17 protein-coding genes and 1 pseudogene are annotated in these 18825 nt (G+C 46.7%); 12 read left to right on the forward strand and 6 right to left on the reverse strand.

Translation table 11 applies throughout. The annotated features are described in order from the left end of the window. Nucleotides 1-32: 32 nt before the first annotated feature. Entirely contained in the window at nucleotides 33-1844 is a 1812-nt protein-coding gene (locus tag L5L91_RS16855) for a PhnD/SsuA/transferrin family substrate-binding protein (RefSeq protein WP_198573041.1), read from the reverse strand. Between the two features lie 212 nt (nucleotides 1845-2056). Between L5L91_RS16855 and L5L91_RS16860 the strand changes: the two genes are divergently transcribed. From L5L91_RS16860 to L5L91_RS16895, 8 genes are all read left to right on the forward strand, one after another. After that, nucleotides 2057-2659 carry a response regulator transcription factor gene (locus tag L5L91_RS16860; RefSeq protein WP_105251242.1) on the forward strand — a complete coding sequence of 201 codons (603 nt, stop codon included), beginning with the start codon at nucleotides 2057-2059 and terminating at the stop codon, nucleotides 2657-2659. Nucleotides 2660-3074: 415 nt separating this feature from the next. Further along, nucleotides 3075-3350 (forward strand): hypothetical protein, encoded by a 276-nt coding sequence (locus L5L91_RS16865; RefSeq protein ID WP_173247249.1) that lies wholly within the window; start codon nucleotides 3075-3077, stop codon nucleotides 3348-3350. 15 nt (nucleotides 3351-3365) lie between these two features. Next, nucleotides 3366-3917 (forward strand): dihydrofolate reductase family protein, encoded by a 552-nt coding sequence (locus L5L91_RS16870; RefSeq protein ID WP_263237218.1) that lies wholly within the window; start codon nucleotides 3366-3368, stop codon nucleotides 3915-3917. Nucleotides 3918-4082: 165 nt separating this feature from the next. Continuing rightward, the gene (locus L5L91_RS16875; protein ID WP_263237220.1) at nucleotides 4083-4658 is read left to right on the forward strand and encodes a type II secretion system protein; all 576 of its coding nucleotides are present in this window, start codon (nucleotides 4083-4085) and stop codon (nucleotides 4656-4658) included. 144 nt (nucleotides 4659-4802) lie between these two features. After that, nucleotides 4803-5327 (forward strand): ATP-dependent protease subunit HslV, encoded by a 525-nt coding sequence (gene hslV, locus L5L91_RS16880; RefSeq protein WP_006083300.1) that lies wholly within the window; start codon nucleotides 4803-4805, stop codon nucleotides 5325-5327. Between the two features lie 19 nt (nucleotides 5328-5346). Further along, on the forward strand, nucleotides 5347-6675 hold the full coding sequence (gene hslU / locus L5L91_RS16885; protein WP_263237221.1) for an HslU--HslV peptidase ATPase subunit: 1329 nt from the start codon (nucleotides 5347-5349) through the stop codon (nucleotides 6673-6675). Nucleotides 6676-6872: 197 nt separating this feature from the next. Next, a complete protein-coding gene (locus tag L5L91_RS16890; RefSeq protein WP_063883307.1) occupies nucleotides 6873-7259 on the forward strand; it encodes a gamma-butyrobetaine hydroxylase-like domain-containing protein in 387 nt (128 codons plus the stop codon). A gap of 119 nt (nucleotides 7260-7378) precedes the next feature. Then, nucleotides 7379-7963 (forward strand): DMP19 family protein, encoded by a 585-nt coding sequence (locus L5L91_RS16895; protein WP_263206913.1) that lies wholly within the window; start codon nucleotides 7379-7381, stop codon nucleotides 7961-7963. Between the two features lie 34 nt (nucleotides 7964-7997). Here the strand turns inward: L5L91_RS16895 and L5L91_RS16900 are convergent, their stop codons facing one another. After that, complete coding sequence (locus L5L91_RS16900) at nucleotides 7998-8474, reverse strand: hypothetical protein (RefSeq protein ID WP_263206915.1); 477 nt, start codon at nucleotides 8472-8474, stop codon at nucleotides 7998-8000. Between the two features lie 291 nt (nucleotides 8475-8765). Then, nucleotides 8766-9270: pseudogene (locus tag L5L91_RS16905) on the reverse strand (transposase); the annotation flags it as partial. Between the two features lie 209 nt (nucleotides 9271-9479). On the opposite strand from L5L91_RS16905, the gene L5L91_RS16910 reads away from it, so the two are divergent. The 4 genes from L5L91_RS16910 to L5L91_RS16925 all read left to right on the forward strand — a co-directional run bounded on the left by L5L91_RS16910 (nucleotide 9480) and on the right by L5L91_RS16925 (nucleotide 15815). Next, entirely contained in the window at nucleotides 9480-9917 is a 438-nt protein-coding gene (locus L5L91_RS16910) for a hypothetical protein (protein WP_113940113.1), read from the forward strand. Nucleotides 9918-10625: 708 nt separating this feature from the next. Beyond that, entirely contained in the window at nucleotides 10626-12182 is a 1557-nt protein-coding gene (locus L5L91_RS16915; RefSeq protein ID WP_263237222.1) for a cryptochrome/photolyase family protein, read from the forward strand. Between the two features lie 71 nt (nucleotides 12183-12253). Beyond that, nucleotides 12254-12961 carry an SDR family oxidoreductase gene (locus L5L91_RS16920; protein WP_263237241.1) on the forward strand — a complete coding sequence of 236 codons (708 nt, stop codon included), beginning with the start codon at nucleotides 12254-12256 and terminating at the stop codon, nucleotides 12959-12961. Between the two features lie 520 nt (nucleotides 12962-13481). Continuing rightward, nucleotides 13482-15815, forward strand: coding sequence for a M4 family metallopeptidase (locus L5L91_RS16925; protein ID WP_263237224.1), 2334 nt, complete (start codon nucleotides 13482-13484; stop codon nucleotides 15813-15815). A gap of 189 nt (nucleotides 15816-16004) precedes the next feature. Here the strand turns inward: L5L91_RS16925 and L5L91_RS16930 are convergent, their stop codons facing one another. From L5L91_RS16930 to L5L91_RS16940, 3 genes are read right to left on the reverse strand one after another with little or no spacing between them, the layout of a single operon-like run. Next, nucleotides 16005-16556 carry a response regulator transcription factor gene (locus L5L91_RS16930; protein WP_105251231.1) on the reverse strand — a complete coding sequence of 184 codons (552 nt, stop codon included), beginning with the start codon at nucleotides 16554-16556 and terminating at the stop codon, nucleotides 16005-16007. After that, nucleotides 16553-17863 (reverse strand): sensor histidine kinase, encoded by a 1311-nt coding sequence (locus L5L91_RS16935; protein ID WP_263237225.1) that lies wholly within the window; start codon nucleotides 17861-17863, stop codon nucleotides 16553-16555. Before L5L91_RS16935 ends, L5L91_RS16930 begins: the two co-directional genes overlap by 4 nt. A gap of 8 nt (nucleotides 17864-17871) precedes the next feature. Then, on the reverse strand, nucleotides 17872-18786 hold the full coding sequence (locus L5L91_RS16940; RefSeq protein ID WP_263237226.1) for a dTDP-4-dehydrorhamnose reductase family protein: 915 nt from the start codon (nucleotides 18784-18786) through the stop codon (nucleotides 17872-17874). Between the last annotated feature and the right edge of the window lie 39 nt (nucleotides 18787-18825).

Here is an 18825-nt window from a genome sequence, read left to right on the forward strand (position 1 = left end):
GCACATTAAGGGTTACTCATAAGTGTATAACCCTATTCCTTGGGAAGAACGACTGTCACCACACAGCCCTGTTGCCAAGGGAGTAACGCTTGCGTGGATTGCTGACAGTTTTCGATTTGAATGCTGCCGTGATGGCGGGTGACCACATCCTTACAGATGGCTAAGCCAAGCCCTAATCCCGCATCTTTGGTTGAGGCAAAAGATGCCATCAACTCACTCGCCTGCCCCTGTAGCCCTTCGCCATTATCAATAACTAACACTTTGATTTCATTTGGATGATAATAGATATCGATCCATAATTGACGCACACGATTATCGCCGCAGGTTTCTAACGCATCTAAGCTATTTTTTACTAAATTGACCCACATTTGGCTTAAACCAACGCTATCGCCCATCAGTTCAAAGGGCTCACCCTGCACTCGCACATTCACTTGCACATTGGCGCGGTCTAGCTCGCGCCGCAACAGAGCTAAAGCTTCTTTCACCACTGGCACTATATCTAAAGGTTCGGTCTTGGCCTGACGCCGCTTGAGTAAACCGCGAATACGATGCACAACCGCTCCAGCGCGAATCGACTGCGCATTAATTTTACCGAGTACATCATAGAGTTCCGGATTATCTTGCCCAAGCCTTTCCAGTTGTAGCATGGCACCTTCGCTGTATTGGGTAATGGCGGCTATGGGTTGATTGAGTTCATGGGCAAGTCCTGCACCTATTTCCCCAAGAATCGCCGCACTTTGCAGTCGCTCAAGCTGCAGTGCCTTGTCCTTTAATTGACGCTCAGTGCTAACTAAAAACTCACTTTTCTGGCGAAACTTATATTCAAGCCACAGGTGATAAATGGTGGAAATAATGAAAATTAACAACAGTGCGCCACCCCATTCTTTATTTTTTGCCATCCATTTGTATACGGTTTGATAAAGTGGTGGTGATGCTCCCTGTAGTTGTAATTCTTTAAATAACTCAATCACTTTTAACTGGCTTACGGGCGCAGTCCAGCCCAAAGTATCGGCGGTAATTGCTGCAATATGATCGGCGGGTAAATCGAATAAGGCGCGGGTAATCGCCATCGTCAGCTTAGGAGAAACCGTATCCGCCGCAGCGAATGACCAGTTTGGGTATAACTGAGTGCTCACCTCACAATCATATCCTGCAGGCGTTGCAGGATGGATAACCCGATAATCGCCCTGATTAACAAGACCCGTTGCGATCATTTCCTCTAAGGTACAAAAAGGCGCTATTGCGGCGTCGGCACTGCCGTCTCTGACTTGATAGATAAGCGGTTCTAACGGGAACCCGAGGAAGCGCACTTGCCCAAAAAACTGTTCGGGTAAAAAACCCATTTTATGCAGTAACCCCATGGCCGCTTGATACCCGCCCAAAGCCTGCGGATCACTGGCGACCACATTGCGCCCGCGCAAATCCTGCAAGGTACGGATAGGGCTGTCGGCGCGGACAATAATGGTCGCGCCTATGGTAAAAGTGCTGCCTTGATGCTTACGACTCTTCATTGTCGCAAGCCAAGACAGCGGGAAATTGTTACTTAGATGCAGATATTGCCCAGGGTTAGTGACGATAAACTGCAAATCATGCTCAAGTAACTGACTACGCATGCCATTAAAATCCACAGGCACGACTTCAAAATGACTATTAGGCACTTGCTCACTGAGGTAATCCATCATAGGTTGCCAACGCTGCTTGGCCTGTAACACGCCATGATTTGCCAGCACTCCGACTCTAAAATGGTTCACTTCTGTCGCTTCGTTGGCATAGGACGGATTAAGCCCAATGACACTCAGCAAGAATCCCATCAATATCGCTTTACACCAAGAGTCAATCGTCATCGCCTCTATTACCCACTCTTATATGCCATTGTCATGGAACGACTTTAGCTCGCAGATAAAAATCAAGCTGTGAAATGTCGCCAAACTCTGATTTATGCCCAGAGGGAATTGGCTAATTTAGTGATGTATCTCCCAAGACCTAGGCTTAAAATTGAGCCCACTCCGCACCCAGCTTAAGCTGATAGCATGCTTACCGCGCCACAAGGAACACCATGTCGATAAAATTGCCACTCTATCTAGTCGATGACGATGAAGCGATTCTGGATTCACTGGGCTTTATGCTCGGACAATTTGGCTATCAAGTGCAAACCTTCAACAGCGGCCGCGACTTCCTTGAGCACTGTGCATTATCACAGGCGGGCTGCGTGATTTTAGATAGTCGAATGCCAGAAATCACCGGCCAAGAAGTGCAGCAAAAATTACTGGAAACCCACAGCCCGCTAGGCGTGATATTTCTCACTGGCCATGGTGATTTACCTATGGCGTTAAGCGCCTTTCGTAAGGGAGCCTGCGATTTTTTTCAAAAACCAGTGTCCGGCAAGGCATTAGTACAAGCGATTGAAAAGGCGCAGCGTGAAAGCCAAGCGGCCTTCGAGCAGCAAAGTCTGCAACATAAATTTGACCAACTGACCGAGCGCGAACAGCAAGTGTTAGCCCATGTGATCCAAGGCATGACTAACAAGCAAATATCGGAGGCGATGTTTTTATCCCTGCGCACGATTGAAGTACACCGCGCAAAAATCATGAAAAAGCTCGAAGTGAACAATATGGCAGAGCTAGTGCAACACTTAGGCAATCTGAATTCTGTCTTATAAGTCAATCACCCGTGGTCACTAAACAATCGTTAAGCCTTCTCGCCACGCATAAGGATTTAACCGTTAAACCCTTTTTACCCCGACCATTCAAGATACCGTAACTACACAGTTTTCATCCAACCTGCGACAAGCTGTCGCAGTTTGCGCATTTGGCTTTGTGAAATATCGTATCAGCCCGCACAATCACGCCATAGGTTCCTTCCTTTGTGCCCCGCAGGCGCTCAAGAAATCCACTGCTTTTTGAACCTCCACCCGAGGGTAACTATACCCTCGGGGATTTTTTGCTTCCATCCGCGAATGCCTTCCTCCAAGATAACAACTAAAGTGGAAATGGAACGATCCAATTCTAGTTCCGTCTGCAAAGCAGTTATATACTTTCCAACCGTCTCAAATAATATGAATCATGGAAGAGCGAATGTTCAAACCTTTAATATTACTTAGCTTTAGCACCTTAGTCTTAACCTGTATGAGTGGCTGCGTTGGGCCACTTAATTCAAAATGTGATACAAATTCCCCCTACAGCAAACAAGAATGCAATGCAGCCGACGCCGCAGTTTATGTTGCAGCCGCCATATTGGAAGGCCCAGATAAAGGTCAAACGTGTAACGATATGTCGGGCAAAGCAAAACAAGACTGCCTCGCTCAACAACAAGCACTGAAAGAATCATTAGAGAAACACGCTCGAAAATAGCATTAAGGAAGATGAATGAAAGCCTCCATTTTTATTGCCGCGACCCTCGACTGTTATATCGCAACGCCCGATGGGGATATCGACTTTTTAAATCAGCACCCCAGTACTAATCCCGATGAAGACTTTGGTTATCATGCCTTTATCGACACTATTGATGCGATTGTAATGGGACGAAAAAGCTTTGAAAAAGTCCTCTCCTTCGATTGTGATTGGCCCTATGTAAATATCCCAGTGTTTGTATTAAGTCGCAGCGGCGTAACAGTACCGTCGGCGTTAAGTGAGCACGTACAAGTGCTAAATGGCGATGCGGCAAGCATTAGCGAACAACTCAAAACCCGTGGCTTCAAACATCTCTATATCGATGGTGGCCAAACAATCCAAGGCTTTTTAGCGGCGGGGCTAATTCAGGAACTCACGCTCACTCGCATCCCCACTTTACTGGGTAAAGGTATTCCCCTCTTTGGCGACTTAGCTCAAGCGATTCAATTAATGCCAATTCACACGCAGCAATATGACAATGGCTACGTACAAACCCGCTATCGTGTTATAGACAAAATGGCTTTATAAGCCGTTTACATTCGGCTGATTGCATTGAAGGGTGAAGTGATGGCTTGCCATCTTGCTGCATAACCATGTAACAGCAATGTTAAACAACTAAATATTATCAATGGCTTACTGATTGCAAATCAAAGTTCCGTTAGAATATTGTCCTCTAACAAATAGGTGAGCAATATGAGTCGTTTGCAGTCATCGAAGGGTTTTACATTAATTGAGCTGGTTGTGGTCATTATCATCCTTGGGATCTTGGCCGTCGTCGCAGCACCACGGTTTTTAAACCTAGGCCAAGATGCTCACGATGCCAGAGCCAAAACCGCATTTGCGGCCTTTACCTCTGGTGTTAAGCTTTATCACAGTTGCTGGCTTGCGGGCGGTCACTCTGGTTATACCCAAGATCTCGCCTGTTATGGTGACGGAAAACTCGACTCGACCACCACAGGATTTCCACTGGGAATAGAGACTGCAACCGCTGATGCCGGTGCTAAATTGCAGGGCGATTATTGTGGTCAGTTATGGCAAGGTCTTTTGGCTAATAATGAATTTGTCATTGCCGATCAATACTCTTGGCGCACAGTTCCCAATGTCGACATTGTTTACTGGTATGGTGCCGTCGACATTACCGCTCCCAATGCTTACTGCATTTTCAACTATGTCTCTGACGATCGCAGCTTCGGCAGTGAAAACTGGGATCTTAAATACTATCCCTTCGATGGCCGCACTATTGTAGGTCGATCCACCCTTTCCCAATAAGCGCTTATTTTTATTGCTAAAGGAGCGCGAAAGATCGCAAACTCCTTTGGCATTTGCCGCGATTACTTGAATTATTGTCATCCATCCCCATATATATCCCATCATCCACCGCAACTTTTGCTGCGGGCCAGAAGAGGATTCATTGTGACCACTATCGTATCAGTACGCCGTAATAATCAAGTTGTCATCGCCGGCGATGGCCAAGTCTCCCTAGGCAATACCGTCATGAAAGGTAACGCCAAAAAAGTGCGTCGCTTATATCACAACAAGGTACTGGCAGGTTTTGCAGGCGGCACTGCCGATGCTTTCACCCTATTCGAGCGTTTCGAAGCCAAACTCGAAATGCACCAAGGCCATTTATTGCGCTCGGCCGTTGAGCTCGCCAAAGATTGGCGTACCGACCGTATGCTGCGTAAACTCGAAGCCCTGTTAGTCGTGGCCGATGCGGAAACCTCGCTGATCATCACAGGTAATGGTGATGTCGTTCAGCCAGAACACGACTTAGTCGCCATTGGTTCAGGCGGCAACTATGCCCAAGCGGCGGCCCTTGCACTATTGCAAAATACTGAGCTGTCAGCCTTAGAAATCGCCGAAAAATCCCTGACTATTGCTGCGGATATCTGCGTATTCACCAATCAATTCAAAACGATTGAAGAACTCAATTACTAAACAGCCCGTGAGGAATATTATGTCTGAAATGACCCCCCGTGAGATTGTCCACGAGCTGGATGCACACATTATTGGCCAACAAAAGGCCAAACGTTCTGTTGCTGTCGCCCTGCGCAACCGCTGGCGCCGGATGCAACTTGACGCGGATTTCCGTCAAGAAGTCACCCCAAAAAATATTCTGATGATTGGCCCAACGGGCGTTGGTAAAACTGAAATTGCCCGCCGTTTAGCCAAGCTGGCGAACGCGCCTTTTATCAAGGTCGAAGCGACTAAATACACAGAAGTGGGTTATGTCGGTAAGGAAGTCGAGCAAATCATCCGCGACTTGACCGATATCGCCATCAAGCTGACCCGTGAACAGCAAATGGGTAAGTGTCGCCAACGCGCTGAAGAAAATGCCGAAGAGCGCATTCTCGATACCCTGTTGCCTAAGCCGAAAAACGACTGGGAAAGCACTGAAACCGATTCCAACTCAAATACCCGTCAAGTCTTCCGCAAAAAGCTACGCGAAGGCCAATTAGACGATAAAGAAATCGATATCGATGTGGCACAGCCACAGATCGGCGTCGAAATCATGTCGCCTCCAGGCATGGAAGAAATGACCAACCAGCTGCAAAGTCTGTTTAAAAACATGGGCCAAGCACCAGCAAAACGTCGCAAGATGAAGATCAAAGAAGCCTTTAAGCTATTGATCGAAGAAGAAGCGGCAAAACTGGTTAATCAAGAAGATTTAAAAGAGCAAGCCATTGAAATGGTTGAGCAACACGGCATAGTGTTCCTCGACGAAATCGACAAAATCTGTAAGCGTGGTGAAACCTCAGGCCCAGATGTTTCCCGTGAAGGTGTGCAACGTGACTTACTGCCGCTCATCGAAGGCTGCACTGTCACCACAAAACACGGCATGGTAAAAACCGACCACATACTGTTTATCGCCTCTGGCGCATTCCAGATGTCTAAACCGTCGGATTTAATTCCTGAATTACAGGGTCGGTTACCGATCCGTGTCGAGCTAGATGCATTATCAGCCAATGATTTTAAACGCATTCTGACGGAGCCACACGCCTCGCTAACCGAGCAATATATCGCGCTGATGGGCACAGAAGGCGTGAAAGTTGAATTCAGCGAATCGGGTATCGACAGCATTGCGAAAGCCGCATGGCAAGTGAACGAGCGCACCGAAAATATCGGCGCCCGTCGTTTACACACTGTGATGGAAAGGCTGATGGAAGATATCTCCTACGAGGCATCGGAAAAATCGGGCTCCGCCTTTGTTATCGACGCCGACTATGTCAGCGCCCACTTAGATAACTTAGTCCAAGACGAAGATCTCAGCCGCTTTATCCTCTAGTACTAAACTGTTCACCGCCAAGCTCAAACGACTTGGCGGTAAACGACGACTCAAATGCAAAAGTGTGACTCAAACGAAAAAGCCTGAGCAAGGCTCTCGCTTACCCTTTGTATCCTTGGCCGCGAGTGGTTACATTAGTCAGGTGTTATTTTAATGAGTCGTTATCCTATCCTTAGCATTTTCTTGGTAGCCAACCTATGACCACAGCAACGCCCAATGTCACCGATCTTAAACTGAAACGTAAATCACGCATTCTAGAAATCAGTTTCGATAATGGTGAGCAATATCAGCTCAGCTGCGAGATGCTCAGAGTCTACTCGCCCTCGGCCGAAGTGCATGGTCACGGTAATCCAAAACTGGTCACCCACAAGAAAAACGTCAACATCAGTGCCATAGAACCCGTCGGTAACTACGCAGTGAAAATCGTCTTCGATGACGGCCACGACACAGGCCTATTCTCGTGGAAAGTGCTCTACGATCTCGCCACCCACCAGGTGGACCTATGGGAAAAATACCTCGCCCGCCTACGCGCAGAAAAAGCCTCACGCGAACCGCTGATTGCGATGAATATAAAGTACAACTAGTACGTTAGGTAAATAGACGCTTAATTGTGCGATGTAAACTCTAGAAACAGAGAATTTAACAATGGGTAGCTTGTGAAGCTGTGACTTCTCTTACTGACTTGAGTATCAAAGGAAAGACCATGTCGGAAAAAATCCCCTGCCAAGAATGTAACACCTTAATCCTTCCGAGTACCGCCGAGAAAAATGAGGGTTTATGCATGCCCTGCAAAAATGGCATACGTGCAAATCTCGAGCGTGCGAAGGAATACTACCAACAAGAGCGTGAACTCGATAAAACCTGTCCCTTTCGAGCCTTTTGGCGAGATCTTGTTGTAAGGGTACATAACAAAGAACAAGGTTTTTATACGCTTAGACCAGAGGAACAAAACTACTATGCGGTGAACTGCTTATCTGGCGAAGTCTATAATGGTGGATTTATTCAGTATTTCGACAACTCTTCAGGTGAGCATTACGCCTTCGCTGAACGTGGACTTATCCAAATGGGAGCAAGCCACTCGTTAAACTTATTGCACCAAGCAAAACAGGCCGTGTTTGGCGAAAAGCCAGTACCAATAGACAGAGATCGTCGTTTAGCCGCAACCGATAACCAAGACCTGTACAGCGTACTCGATAAGCTCGATGACGAGTTTTATAAAGATCTAGATGATCTCGATGCCAAGCTTGAAAGCTACGCCCTTGATTACGGACTGGTAAATAACACTTAACTGGCGATTGTCGGTAATCACTTAAAGATAAAGGCTATCCTTGGCAGAAATAAGCATAATTGAGCCTATCTTGCTGACCCCATACCGCAGTCCAGCCATTCACATCACTCATGTAAGCGAAATAAATGGATTGCGTTTTAAGACAAACATCTTGAAATGGCGCTTTATTCTGATTAATAAAATGCGCCGACCTAACCAGCACATCGGTACAAACGTCTTCATCCTCCACTAGCCAAATAAAATCATCACGCCATTCATCCAATGCTATCGCCGCCTCTGGGGAATAGAGTCTCAACTTATCTTGCGCGAGTACCATTTGCTCGGGAGTCACAGAACATGAAACCGCCAACTTATCGAATACACCTGAGCCGCCAGCCCAAAAAGACAAATCAAATTCCAACCTATCCTCTAGCGGCGTAAAACCCAATAAATTTTCGATAATCATCAAACTTTTAGCTAAATCGGCATCAGGCCTTTGGTAACGCTTTTCAATCCCATCATATTCCCGCATACGAACTAAGCTCCTGCTGCGTTAAGTGACGCATTAAAATTGATTAACATACTATAAAATAATAACTTTTCGAGCAATGCACTCAACGATTAAGACTATTACGTCAGTGACTCGCCGACTTTGATTTAAAAATGAGTTATCCCTAAGCGCTTGATGGCGCCATTTGCAGCATAAGGAAGCGCGAACACCGCGATCACATGATCAAGGATAATGGAATGAAAATTATCAGGCCTACCATTTTAAATCAGCAACTTCATCAAGTAAGGCCTGTGATTTAAACCATCCCTCCTAAAAGCGGCCTGTACAGTTATTTTCTTGATTTTCTTGATTTGCTTGTCTTGCTATTAGCTCATTCAAACATCGCACTCTTTTGAAAACTTAGGCATGAAATATCGCATAATCGGCTGCGGTAAATTGCAATTGAATGCTTTAATCGGTTGACCTCATGCGCCTCAACTAACTCTCCTTAAACGGATTTTTGTGTTAATTCATCGCCTTTAAACAACTTATGCCACTGCTCCAGCACTTCTCAGTCAGTCCAACGATTGGCACTGTCGATATCGACCCGCAGCACCACATGTAGATGATTCGACATCACCGCAAAGGCTGCAACATCGATAGCAAAAACGGCTTCAAGTTCAAACAGTAGTGACTCAACCCAACTACAGCGATGGCCATAATTTTTCCCAGAATAGGCATCATCGCCACATAAAAAAGCACGCCGCACAACGCAGCTATAGCAATGGTAACAGGGAGTGTCTTCAAGGCTTATCTGAGTTCTGAGAGGACGCGGCATATAAACCTCCTTGTTTAATGCTTATAGTCGGAGGTTAACTACCACGCCATTTAAACTGGGTGTCTTGAAAACAGCTTCTTTGTAGGCAACCTGAAAGTGCATTATATTGTTGCTCTAAAATGGATGGCCAGATTTATTATTAGCCCTGCATATGTGATAAAACAGTTAAACCTTCGCTGGAAACAAATCTTAGAAATGGAGTATTGTCAGTGACAACGAGAACGGAATTACTCAATAAATTAAGCGCCTTATCGACCGCCGATCCAGAGCACTGTCCGGTAGTGACATTAAATGAGTACTTTTTAGAAAACGAAGATGAAGAGTCTATCGCACCCAATAATTGGGGTTATGGTCGACCATCCATCAAAGAAATCTATCGTTGCTTGAAAGAAATCGAACATAGGTCAGATGTGCAAGGTGTTTATGTTGGGATGCACGATGAATGGTCCGAAGCACTTGAGGATGATGAGCTATGGCCTGCAGCTGAGAACATTCATATTCTTACCTGTGCGCCTCTGGCGGAAGTGGAAGAATGGATTGAAGGAATCGCGGCAGATGGAATGGGGACAGGCTGGCCCTATGGCGAGCATCAACTATCTCCTAAGCCGTATGCTGGCTATCATGTCTATACTGTATATTGGGATTAGTGGTTAGCTATCTCACTGTTTATGTGAATTTTATTGCATCAGACAACCCCAAAACATCGGTCTAGGCCGATGTTTTTATATCTAAGGATACCAATCTCATTTTTGTATTATAAAACGTGCTCCACCAGCCTTATTATATGAATTAGCTCGTGTTATTTAGACTCCCATTGTTAAATTTTAAAAATGGAGTGTTAGTACTCTTTTTAAATACTAACAAACAACACTAAAACTTCAGAAGTTCACCTTCCCCTGCGAAGTTGCTAAAGGGCGTTGAAGAAAATCGCGTGAGCGAGGCATGGATGCCGAGTTAGCTTTCGGATTCTTTATTTAATTAATAGGGATTTACCACCGTAAGCGTTAGCAATTTTGAATAAACACGAAGCCCTGCTTATAAATAAAGAGTTAATACATGTAACTTCGCTAGGGTGAGTACTGCGAAACAGCGGTACGAACGAAAGCCAAGGATGGCGAACTGGCAGTCAGACATCGACGTTGTTCGGCAAGGACTCTTGATTGAAAATCAAGGGGTGAAGCCGCCGACTTTGACTTTGCTTTAAAAGCTATCAAACCAAGTTTAGATAAACCTCCTTGTCGAAATCACGACAAATACCCAGCCTTGTGATCCTCACAGCAACCCAATTCGTAATGTCCTGCAATATCCCATCGCGAAATGTTTAACCGCGAAAGTCATTCATCAGAGTCCACTTAATGCAATTCCATACCGTCAGGTTAATTTTAGGCGATCAACTCAATGCCCAGCATTCTTGGTTTAACCGCGTTGATGATCAAGTGCTGTATGTGATTGCAGAACTGCACCAAGAAAACACTTATGTGACCCATCATGTGCAAAAGATATGTGCCTTCTTTGCAGCAATGGCGCAATTTGCCAAAGAGCTGCGTGCGCAAGGGCATCAAGTGCTCTATCTCACCCTTGATGACACCTTCAATAACACTCAGGGCTATAGCGATCTACTGGGGCTCATTCAACATCAGGTAACACAGGTTGGCGCGATCAAGTTTGAATACCAAAGGCCTGATGAATACCGCCTACTTGAGCAATTAAGTCAGCTTAAACTCAACACAGCCGTGGTGAACTGTGTCGATACAGAGCACTTTATCTTGCCCTTTGACGAAATCGATGCGCAGTTCCCCGTCGGCAAACACATTATGATGGAGCACTTTTATCGCCGCATGCGTAAGCGTTACAACATCTTGATGCAAGACGCAAAACCACTCGGCGGGCAATGGAACTTTGATGTCAGCAACCGTCAGAAACTTAAAACTCAAGATATAAAAGTCTTGCCAGCGCCATTAATGTTTAGCTTCGATGTGACGGAAATTCTCGCACGTCTTGAACGTCATCAAATTCCGACCATGGGTCGTATTGATGCGCCATTGCTGTGGCCGATAAACCGTGCGCAAAGCCTCGAATTATTAACGTATTTTTGTCAGGTTTGCTTGCCTTCCTTTGGCCGTTTTCAAGATGCCATGACAGCGCAACATCCTGCCAAGTGGAGCTTGTACCATAGTCGACTATCATTCAGCCTTAACAGTAAATTAATCAGCCCGTTAGAAGTCATCAATGCGGCCATCGACAGTTATCAAACGAATGCTGAGATTGATATCGCCCAAGTCGAAGGATTTGTGCGGCAGATATTAGGTTGGCGAGAATACGTTCGCGGCATTTACTGGGCGAATATGCCACAGTACGCCAGCACTAACGCGCTTGATGCCCATGAAACACTGCCCGATTATTTTTGGCATGGCGACACTAAGATGAGCTGCATGCGACAAGCCTTATCCCAATCATTAGATTTTGCCTACGCCCATCATATTCAGCGCTTAATGGTGATCGGCAATTTCTGCTTATTAACCGAAATCGAGCCAAATCAAGTCGATGAGTGGTATTTAGGCGTGTATGTTGATGCCATCGAATGGGTTGAAATGCCCAACACCCGCGGCATGGCCTTGTTTGCCGACGGCGGCATTGTCGGCACTAAACCCTACGCCGCCAGCGGCTCTTACATTAATAAAATGAGTGACTACTGCAGCGGGTGTCATTACAAGATAAAAGAGCGCAGCGGTGCACTTGCCTGTCCGTTCAATAGCTTTTATTGGCATTTTATGGAAAAACACCGCGCGCGATTGTCGCAAAATCCTAGGATCGGCATGCTATACCAGACTTGGGACAAAATGGACGAGTCCGTAAGAAGCGCCATATTAGCCACAGCCGAGCACAACCTCGTTCACCTAAACCGTTTGTAGCGAAGTAATGCTAAGCGTAACTCATTGATATAAATAGCTTGATATAGATATTTGGATAGGGAGAGTTTGTGATGAAAGTACTTATCGTCGGCGGGAGTGGGGGTATTGGCAAAGCCATGGTTAAGCTAATTCAAGAAAGCTATCCCGACGCCACCGTGCACGCCACCTACAGGCATCATCTTCCCCAAGACAGGCAGGAGAAAATCCAATGGCATGCATTAGATGTGACCAATGAAGCTGAGATTAAACAGCTAAGCGAACAGCTCACTGAATTAGATTGGATTATTAACTGTGTCGGCATCTTACACACCCAAGATAAAGGGCCAGAAAAAAGCCTACAGTCACTGGATATCGACTTTTTCCAGCACAATTTAACGCTCAATACCCTACCCAGCATCATGTTGGCAAAGCACTTTGCTAAGGCATTAACACAAAGTCACTCGGCAAGGTTTGCGGTGATATCGGCGAGAGTCGGCAGCATTGCCGATAATAAATTAGGAGGCTGGTACAGCTATCGCGCCTCAAAAGCCGCGCTGAATATGTTTCTCAAAACACTGTCTATTGAATGGCAACGCACCATAAAACACGGCGTGGTGTTGTCTCTGCATCCGGGCACGACAGACACGCCATTATCTCAGCCATTTCAACAGAGTGTCCCTAAAGACAAACTGTTTACACCTGAGTATGTCGCCAACAGCTTACTGCCCATCATTGCCAATGCTACACCCGCACAAACAGGGCGTTTTTTTGCCTACGATGGCACAGAGTTACCTTGGTGAAATAAGCTGAAGAGCAAGTCAAGCAGCGGCAACTCCGATGGAGTCTTTCTAAGTGAATAAATCAAAGCCGAGGGTCTCAACACCTTGATAGGATGATGACCCCAACGCACAACCCATCCTTAATCAAGCCTTTTCAAGAACGCTGAAAAATAAACAATTGAAATAAATCATTAAATTACTGCAAAACACTCAAGTGCATCACCCTTCCGCTTGGCTAAATCGCTATTACCCAAAAGTCCTAATTCAGATTTAGAAGCGTCTAAATGAACGTTGAAGATAGTTCCTTTGTACGATTGTTAACACTTTTACATTTAAATAACATCTAGAGTCATGCGGTTATTCACGCTTTGCACAGAATAAAAATCTGAGAATTCCCGCCTGAGCAACAGCTCATTCTATGCGGCCATGGCAGAGGGATGCCGACGACCCTGTAGAAATCACAATAAAAAACGCTCGCCCGAGCCAGTTAAGCTGTATGGCATTCCAACGTTATTTACAAAACGGAAAAAGGATTTCAAGCATGATGCTAAACAAAAAACTGTCGCTACTCTTCATTGCTGTGTCGGCCACTTTAGGCACATCCGCATTTGCTGCTGATGTTGTCGATGTCGGCACTCTTAGAAGCGCGTCTTCAAGCAATAACTTAGTGTCTCAGTTCAGCTTAGACGCAGGTAGCCAACTCAAAGTCGAGAAAAAACTCAACCTAGGTCAAGGCAAGCAAAAACAACGTTTACAACAATATTTCCATGGCGTACCTGTTTATGGTTTCTCTGTTGCGACGTCACAATCGAGCATGGGCTTTTACAGCGACATGTCTGGCCGCGTATTAAAAAATATTGAAAAGTCGGCTGATTTTGTCAAACCCACTCTAACGGCTAACAAAGCGTTAGATATTGCGATCCGTGGCAAGTCTGACAAAGCCGTTGCAGGCCTAAAAGCTGAAAACAAACAAGCAAAATTATGGCTTTACCTCGATGATGCCGCTAAAACTCGCCTCGTTTATGTGACTTCATTTGTAGTATATGGCGATGAGCCAAGCCGCCCATTCACTATGGTTGACGCGCACTCAGGTGAAGTGATTAAGCGTTGGGAAGGGATTAACCATGCTGCAACCGGCACAGGTCCAGGCGGTAACATTAAGACTGGCCAATACGAATACGGTACTGATTTTTCTAGCTTAGACGTTGAAGTGAGCGGTGACACTTGCACCATGAACTCACCTAACGTGAAAACCGTTAACCTAAACGGTGCCACATCAGGCGCCACACCCTTCTCTTATACTTGTCCGCGCAATACAGTCAAAGAGATCAACGGTGCTTACTCGCCATTAAACGATGCGCACTACTTCGGCAACGTGATCTACAAGATGTATAGCGAGTGGTACAACACTGCACCGTTAACCTTTCAGTTAACGATGCGAGTTCACTACAGCAACAACTACGAAAACGCTTTCTGGGACGGCAGCGCTATGACCTTCGGTGATGGCGCAACAACCTTCCACCCATTAGTGAGCTTAGATGTCTCGGCACACGAAGTGAGCCACGGTTTCACTGAGCAAAACTCAGGGCTGGTTTACGCAGATCAATCTGGCGGCATGAACGAAGCCTTCTCAGATATGGCGGGTGAAGCCGCTGAATTTTACATGCACGGCACAAACGACTGGTTAGTCGGCGCCGATATCTTTAAAGGCAGCGGTGCACTGCGCTACATGGCAGATCCAACCTTAGACGGTATCTCAATCGGTCATATCGACGATTACTATGATGGCATCGACGTGCACCACAGTTCAGGTGTATTCAATAAAGCTTTCTACACTTTAGCTAACTTACCGGGTTGGGATACACGCAAAGCATTCCAAACATTTGTAGTCGCTAACCAATTATATTGGACGGCGGACAGCTTATTCTGGCAAGGCGCCTGTGGTGTTAAATCGGCCGCAACTGACTTAGGCTTAAATGCTAGCGATGTGGTTACTGCGTTTGCCGCTGTGGGTATCACACCTTGTGAAACGCCACCACCACCGCCACCACCAGAAGCCACTGAACTCGCCAACGGTGTTGCTGTGACAGGTTTAGCGGGTGCGTCAGGTAGTAAAAAATACTACAAACTCGATGTCGCTAGCGGTGCAACTAACCTGAGCTTCAATATGTCAGGCGGCACAGGTGATGCGGACATGTATGTTAAATTTGGTCAAGCGCCGACGTCTAGCAGCTATGATTGCCGTCCATACAAGTCAGGTAATGCCGAAAGCTGTGCTATTGATCCTGCTCAAACGGGAACTTATTGGGTGATGGTCAGCGGCTATAGCAGCTACACAGGTGTAAGCCTAGTGGGTGCTTATGACGGCGATGACACACCAAACCAAGCTCCAACTGCAGGCTTTACTGCAAGCTTTGCTAACGGTAACGGCAGCTTCACAAGCACCAGTACTGACAGCGATGGCGACCTGACGTCATGGAACTGGGATTTTGGTGATGGTACAAATGCCGCAGGTGCGAGTGTCAATCATCAGTATGCCCAGTCAGGCAGCTACACAGTCACACTGACTGTAACTGACAACGATGGCGCAACGGCAAGCACTTCTGAAGAATTTGCAGTTGAAGTGCCAGAAGTGGCGTTAGAAATGACAGTGAAAAACGCTAACAAATCTCGTCGCGGCAGCATTCGTGTTGCACTTGAATGGGAAGGTCACAACGCTGATGAGTACACTATCTTCCGTAACGGTGTTGCGGTGGGTACTTCAAGCAGCTCATCGTTTATTGACCGTTTCACCGACCTAGCTGGCGCAAGCTTCACCTATAAAGTGTGTGAAACTAACGGCCCTTGCTCAAACGAAGAAACCGTTAATTTTTAATCGCATAACCTAATCGTGCAATGGCGCTAGCGTAAAATCCTAGCGCTAATTCATCGATTCACTTCTCGTTTTCTTGTTAATGCCACTCAGCCCTTTTGAGTGGCATTTTTTATAGTCAAACGGCTCAGCCTCAGCACCTCATCAGGTTTGCCTTAAGCTGTTGCCCCTTGCACACATGTGGATGAATCGTTACTTCAAATGTCCACTTTCACCCACTGGTTTCTTCAGCAATTTACGTTGCAACGTCCGGCGATGCATTCCCAATTGGCGAGCCGTGGCGGACACATTGCCTTGGTTAGCATTGAGCACTTGCTGAATATGCTCCCACTCCAAACGCTTAGGATTAAGTGGCGAATCGTCGACTTCATCTTCTTGAAGAGTATGGGAATGCCCATCCATTTCCAGTGCGGCGAGCAAGGTTTGGGTATCCACAGGTTTAGCTAAATAATTATCGGCGCCGAGGCGAATCGCTTCCACCGCTGTAGCGATACTGGCGTAGCCGGTGAGTAACACCATAGTCACCTTGGGCAGCAGATGACGCAGCGGCACAATTAACCCTAGGCCATTGGCTTCGGCAAGCTTCATATCTAAAAGAATATGGCTAGGACGAAATTCCCGCGCCACCAGCAGCGCATCGCTGGCATCATGGGTTAATCGGCATTCAAAGCCATGGCGTGTTAATCGGCGGCCTAAAATACTCGCAAGGGAAAGGTCATCCTCTACAATCAACAAACGTTTCATGAATTTACCTCATCACTAGCCTTAGTCTTGTGCGATACAGACGGCGCCAGCTCCCTTAAAATAGTGAAACGAATTTGTGCCACAGTGCCACCTTGGGGATGATTAGCCAAAATCAACTCTGCGCCCAAACGCTCTAAACTGGCATGACTGAGTAGCAAAGCGACACCTAAACCCTTGGGACTTTCTATGAGTAAGGTGCCCAACTGTGGCAATAAATCGGACGCGATACCAGTGCCATAATCGCGGATCTGCAAGTAGATCTGCTCTTCGCTTGGCGCTTTATCTAAACTGATATCCACCTGCGGCGCACCTATGGTTTCGGCGCTAGCGCGGGCAGCATTTTCAATCAAGGCCATGATGGCAGGCGTTAAGCTCATATCAGTCAGAATACTTTGCTCTGCTAGTTGTTCAGGCACACAAGTGATCAACCAATTCAGTTCAGTTTGCGGCATTAACAACAAGGTTTTTTGCTTTAAACTGTCCACCAGCTCAATGATCTTTAGTGGGCGCTGGCGGCGATCGCGGATCGACTCCGTCGCTAATCTCAGCTCGGCAAGGGTATGTTCACAGCGACCTAACGCAGTTTCCATCTCGACAATCGTTATCGAGGTATCGCTCATGTCTTCTTTTACTTCATCGAGTAATAACCTCAGACTCGAGAGCGGCGTGGCCAATTGATGCGCCATCTGCGCCGATACTGTACCTAGGGCTAAGAGTTGCTCCTGACGCAATTGCCCTTCGCGCATATAAGCTAACTGCGCATCTTGGCGGCGCATACGCTTAGTGATTAACGCTACGCTGGTTGTCATCACCAAAGCTGAAATCACAAAGTTGAACCACATGCCTAAATAGTGGGAACTCATGTCCATACCGTGGTGCTGCATGGGGGATTCGGGCACAGTAAAGATCATCAGGCTGTAGGCAAAGGTTGAAATAGCCGTCAGTGCCCAAGGCGCCCAGATTGGCAAAGTCACAGCCGCAAGTGCAATCGGCAACAGTAATAACGAGATAAACGCATTGGTCGCGCCGCCGGAAAAGTGCAACCAAGATATCCAAAATAATGTGTCTAAGCTGAGCGCAATAAAGAGGCCGCGCTCCTTAGCAAATAAGGGTTTACGTAGCGCCAATGTGAGCGAAAGGTATAACACCTCTAGCACTAACACATGCACTAACGGCTCCATTTGCAGGCTAAGACCAAAAGTATCGGCGGCAAACGTGGTTAAGCCTATTTGCAGCAGCAAACCTAAGGTTCGCAGTAATGCGACTTGGTCGGCAGCCTGTAGACTGGTCCCTAAGATCTTAGCCATGGCGATTCCTACAGAGTGAGTCCGAGCGTGGCAAGTGCACCACTCGATAGTGTTAATGCTTGGCACACGCCTGTGGCAAAATTGATTTCAGAACTAATCCCCAGCGCAGCTAAACGCGCACAGCTTAAGGTGCAATCCCTTGGCCGCTTGGCGTTATCTGTCGGCGTAGACTCAGGCGTTAAGTGCGCGGTACTGAGTTGGAGAATATCCCCTAAGGTCAACAACATCTGATACTTAGTCATAGTCTCTGCGGCGCTAAAATGATAAATCCCCTGCACGGTAGAATGTTCAATATGCTGTGCAATCATCTTGTCTATGGCTTGGGCAATATCGGCGGTCGAGGTTGGACTGCGTATCGCCCAATGATCAACACCCTGAGCGTGACGCTCAATCAATTGGTTAACCAGCACTAGCACAGCAGATTCACTCAGCTTTTCTACTTGGCCGTAAAGGATTGGCAAGCGTAGCACAGCAAAATCAGCGCTAGTGTCTAGCACTATTTCTTCGCCCTTTAGCTTAGATTCACCATAAAAATTAACCGGATGAGTGACTGCATCTTCAGCGTACTTAGGTTGAGTGCCATCGAACACATAGTCAGTGGAAATATAGATAAGCCAAGCGTTATTGGCCTTAGCTGCCATAGCTAAGGCTTGGCTCGCGGTTAAGTTAAGCGCCAATGCCGCCTGCGGATTTTGCTCGGAAACATCGGGGCGACGCTCGGCGGCGCAGTGCACTATCACTTGCGGTTGCTCGCGGGCGATAAATGCCTCGACATCCAAAGGGGCGGTAAGATCGAGTTTATGCACTCGTTCACTTGCGCGGCTAAAACCCGTGGCGATAACCTCATGTCCTGTTAATTCAAGCTGTTTTACGACAGCTCTGCCGAGTAGCCCTGTCGCGCCTGTTACCATAATCTTAGCCATATCGCCCCATTCAGTTTCAACGCATATTTATGGCTAACA

The organism is Shewanella sp. SM55 (genome assembly GCF_025654025.1).
GTDB classification, from domain to species: domain Bacteria; phylum Pseudomonadota; class Gammaproteobacteria; order Enterobacterales; family Shewanellaceae; genus Shewanella; species Shewanella oncorhynchi.

Bases quoted from the DNA above. Each gene is read 5' to 3' on its own strand.
- L5L91_RS16855 (WP_198573041.1), bottom strand. From the start codon at position 1,844: ATGACGATTGACTCTTGGTGTAAAGCGATATTGATGGGATTCTTGCTG.
- L5L91_RS16860 (WP_105251242.1), top strand. From the start codon at position 2,057: ATGTCGATAAAATTGCCACTCTATCTAGTCGATGACGATGAAGCGATT.
- L5L91_RS16865 (WP_173247249.1), top strand. From the start codon at position 3,075: ATGTTCAAACCTTTAATATTACTTAGCTTTAGCACCTTAGTCTTAACC.
- L5L91_RS16870 (WP_263237218.1), top strand. From the start codon at position 3,366: ATGAAAGCCTCCATTTTTATTGCCGCGACCCTCGACTGTTATATCGCA.
- L5L91_RS16875 (WP_263237220.1), top strand. From the start codon at position 4,083: ATGAGTCGTTTGCAGTCATCGAAGGGTTTTACATTAATTGAGCTGGTT.
- hslU (WP_263237221.1), top strand. From the start codon at position 5,347: ATGTCTGAAATGACCCCCCGTGAGATTGTCCACGAGCTGGATGCACAC.
- L5L91_RS16890 (WP_063883307.1), top strand. From the start codon at position 6,873: ATGACCACAGCAACGCCCAATGTCACCGATCTTAAACTGAAACGTAAA.
- L5L91_RS16895 (WP_263206913.1), top strand. From the start codon at position 7,379: ATGTCGGAAAAAATCCCCTGCCAAGAATGTAACACCTTAATCCTTCCG.
- L5L91_RS16900 (WP_263206915.1), bottom strand. From the start codon at position 8,474: ATGCGGGAATATGATGGGATTGAAAAGCGTTACCAAAGGCCTGATGCC.
- L5L91_RS16915 (WP_263237222.1), top strand. From the start codon at position 10,626: ATGCAATTCCATACCGTCAGGTTAATTTTAGGCGATCAACTCAATGCC.
- L5L91_RS16920 (WP_263237241.1), top strand. From the start codon at position 12,254: ATGAAAGTACTTATCGTCGGCGGGAGTGGGGGTATTGGCAAAGCCATG.
- L5L91_RS16925 (WP_263237224.1), top strand. From the start codon at position 13,482: ATGATGCTAAACAAAAAACTGTCGCTACTCTTCATTGCTGTGTCGGCC.
- L5L91_RS16930 (WP_105251231.1), bottom strand. From the start codon at position 16,556: ATGAAACGTTTGTTGATTGTAGAGGATGACCTTTCCCTTGCGAGTATT.
- L5L91_RS16935 (WP_263237225.1), bottom strand. From the start codon at position 17,863: ATGGCTAAGATCTTAGGGACCAGTCTACAGGCTGCCGACCAAGTCGCA.
- L5L91_RS16940 (WP_263237226.1), bottom strand. From the start codon at position 18,786: ATGGCTAAGATTATGGTAACAGGCGCGACAGGGCTACTCGGCAGAGCT.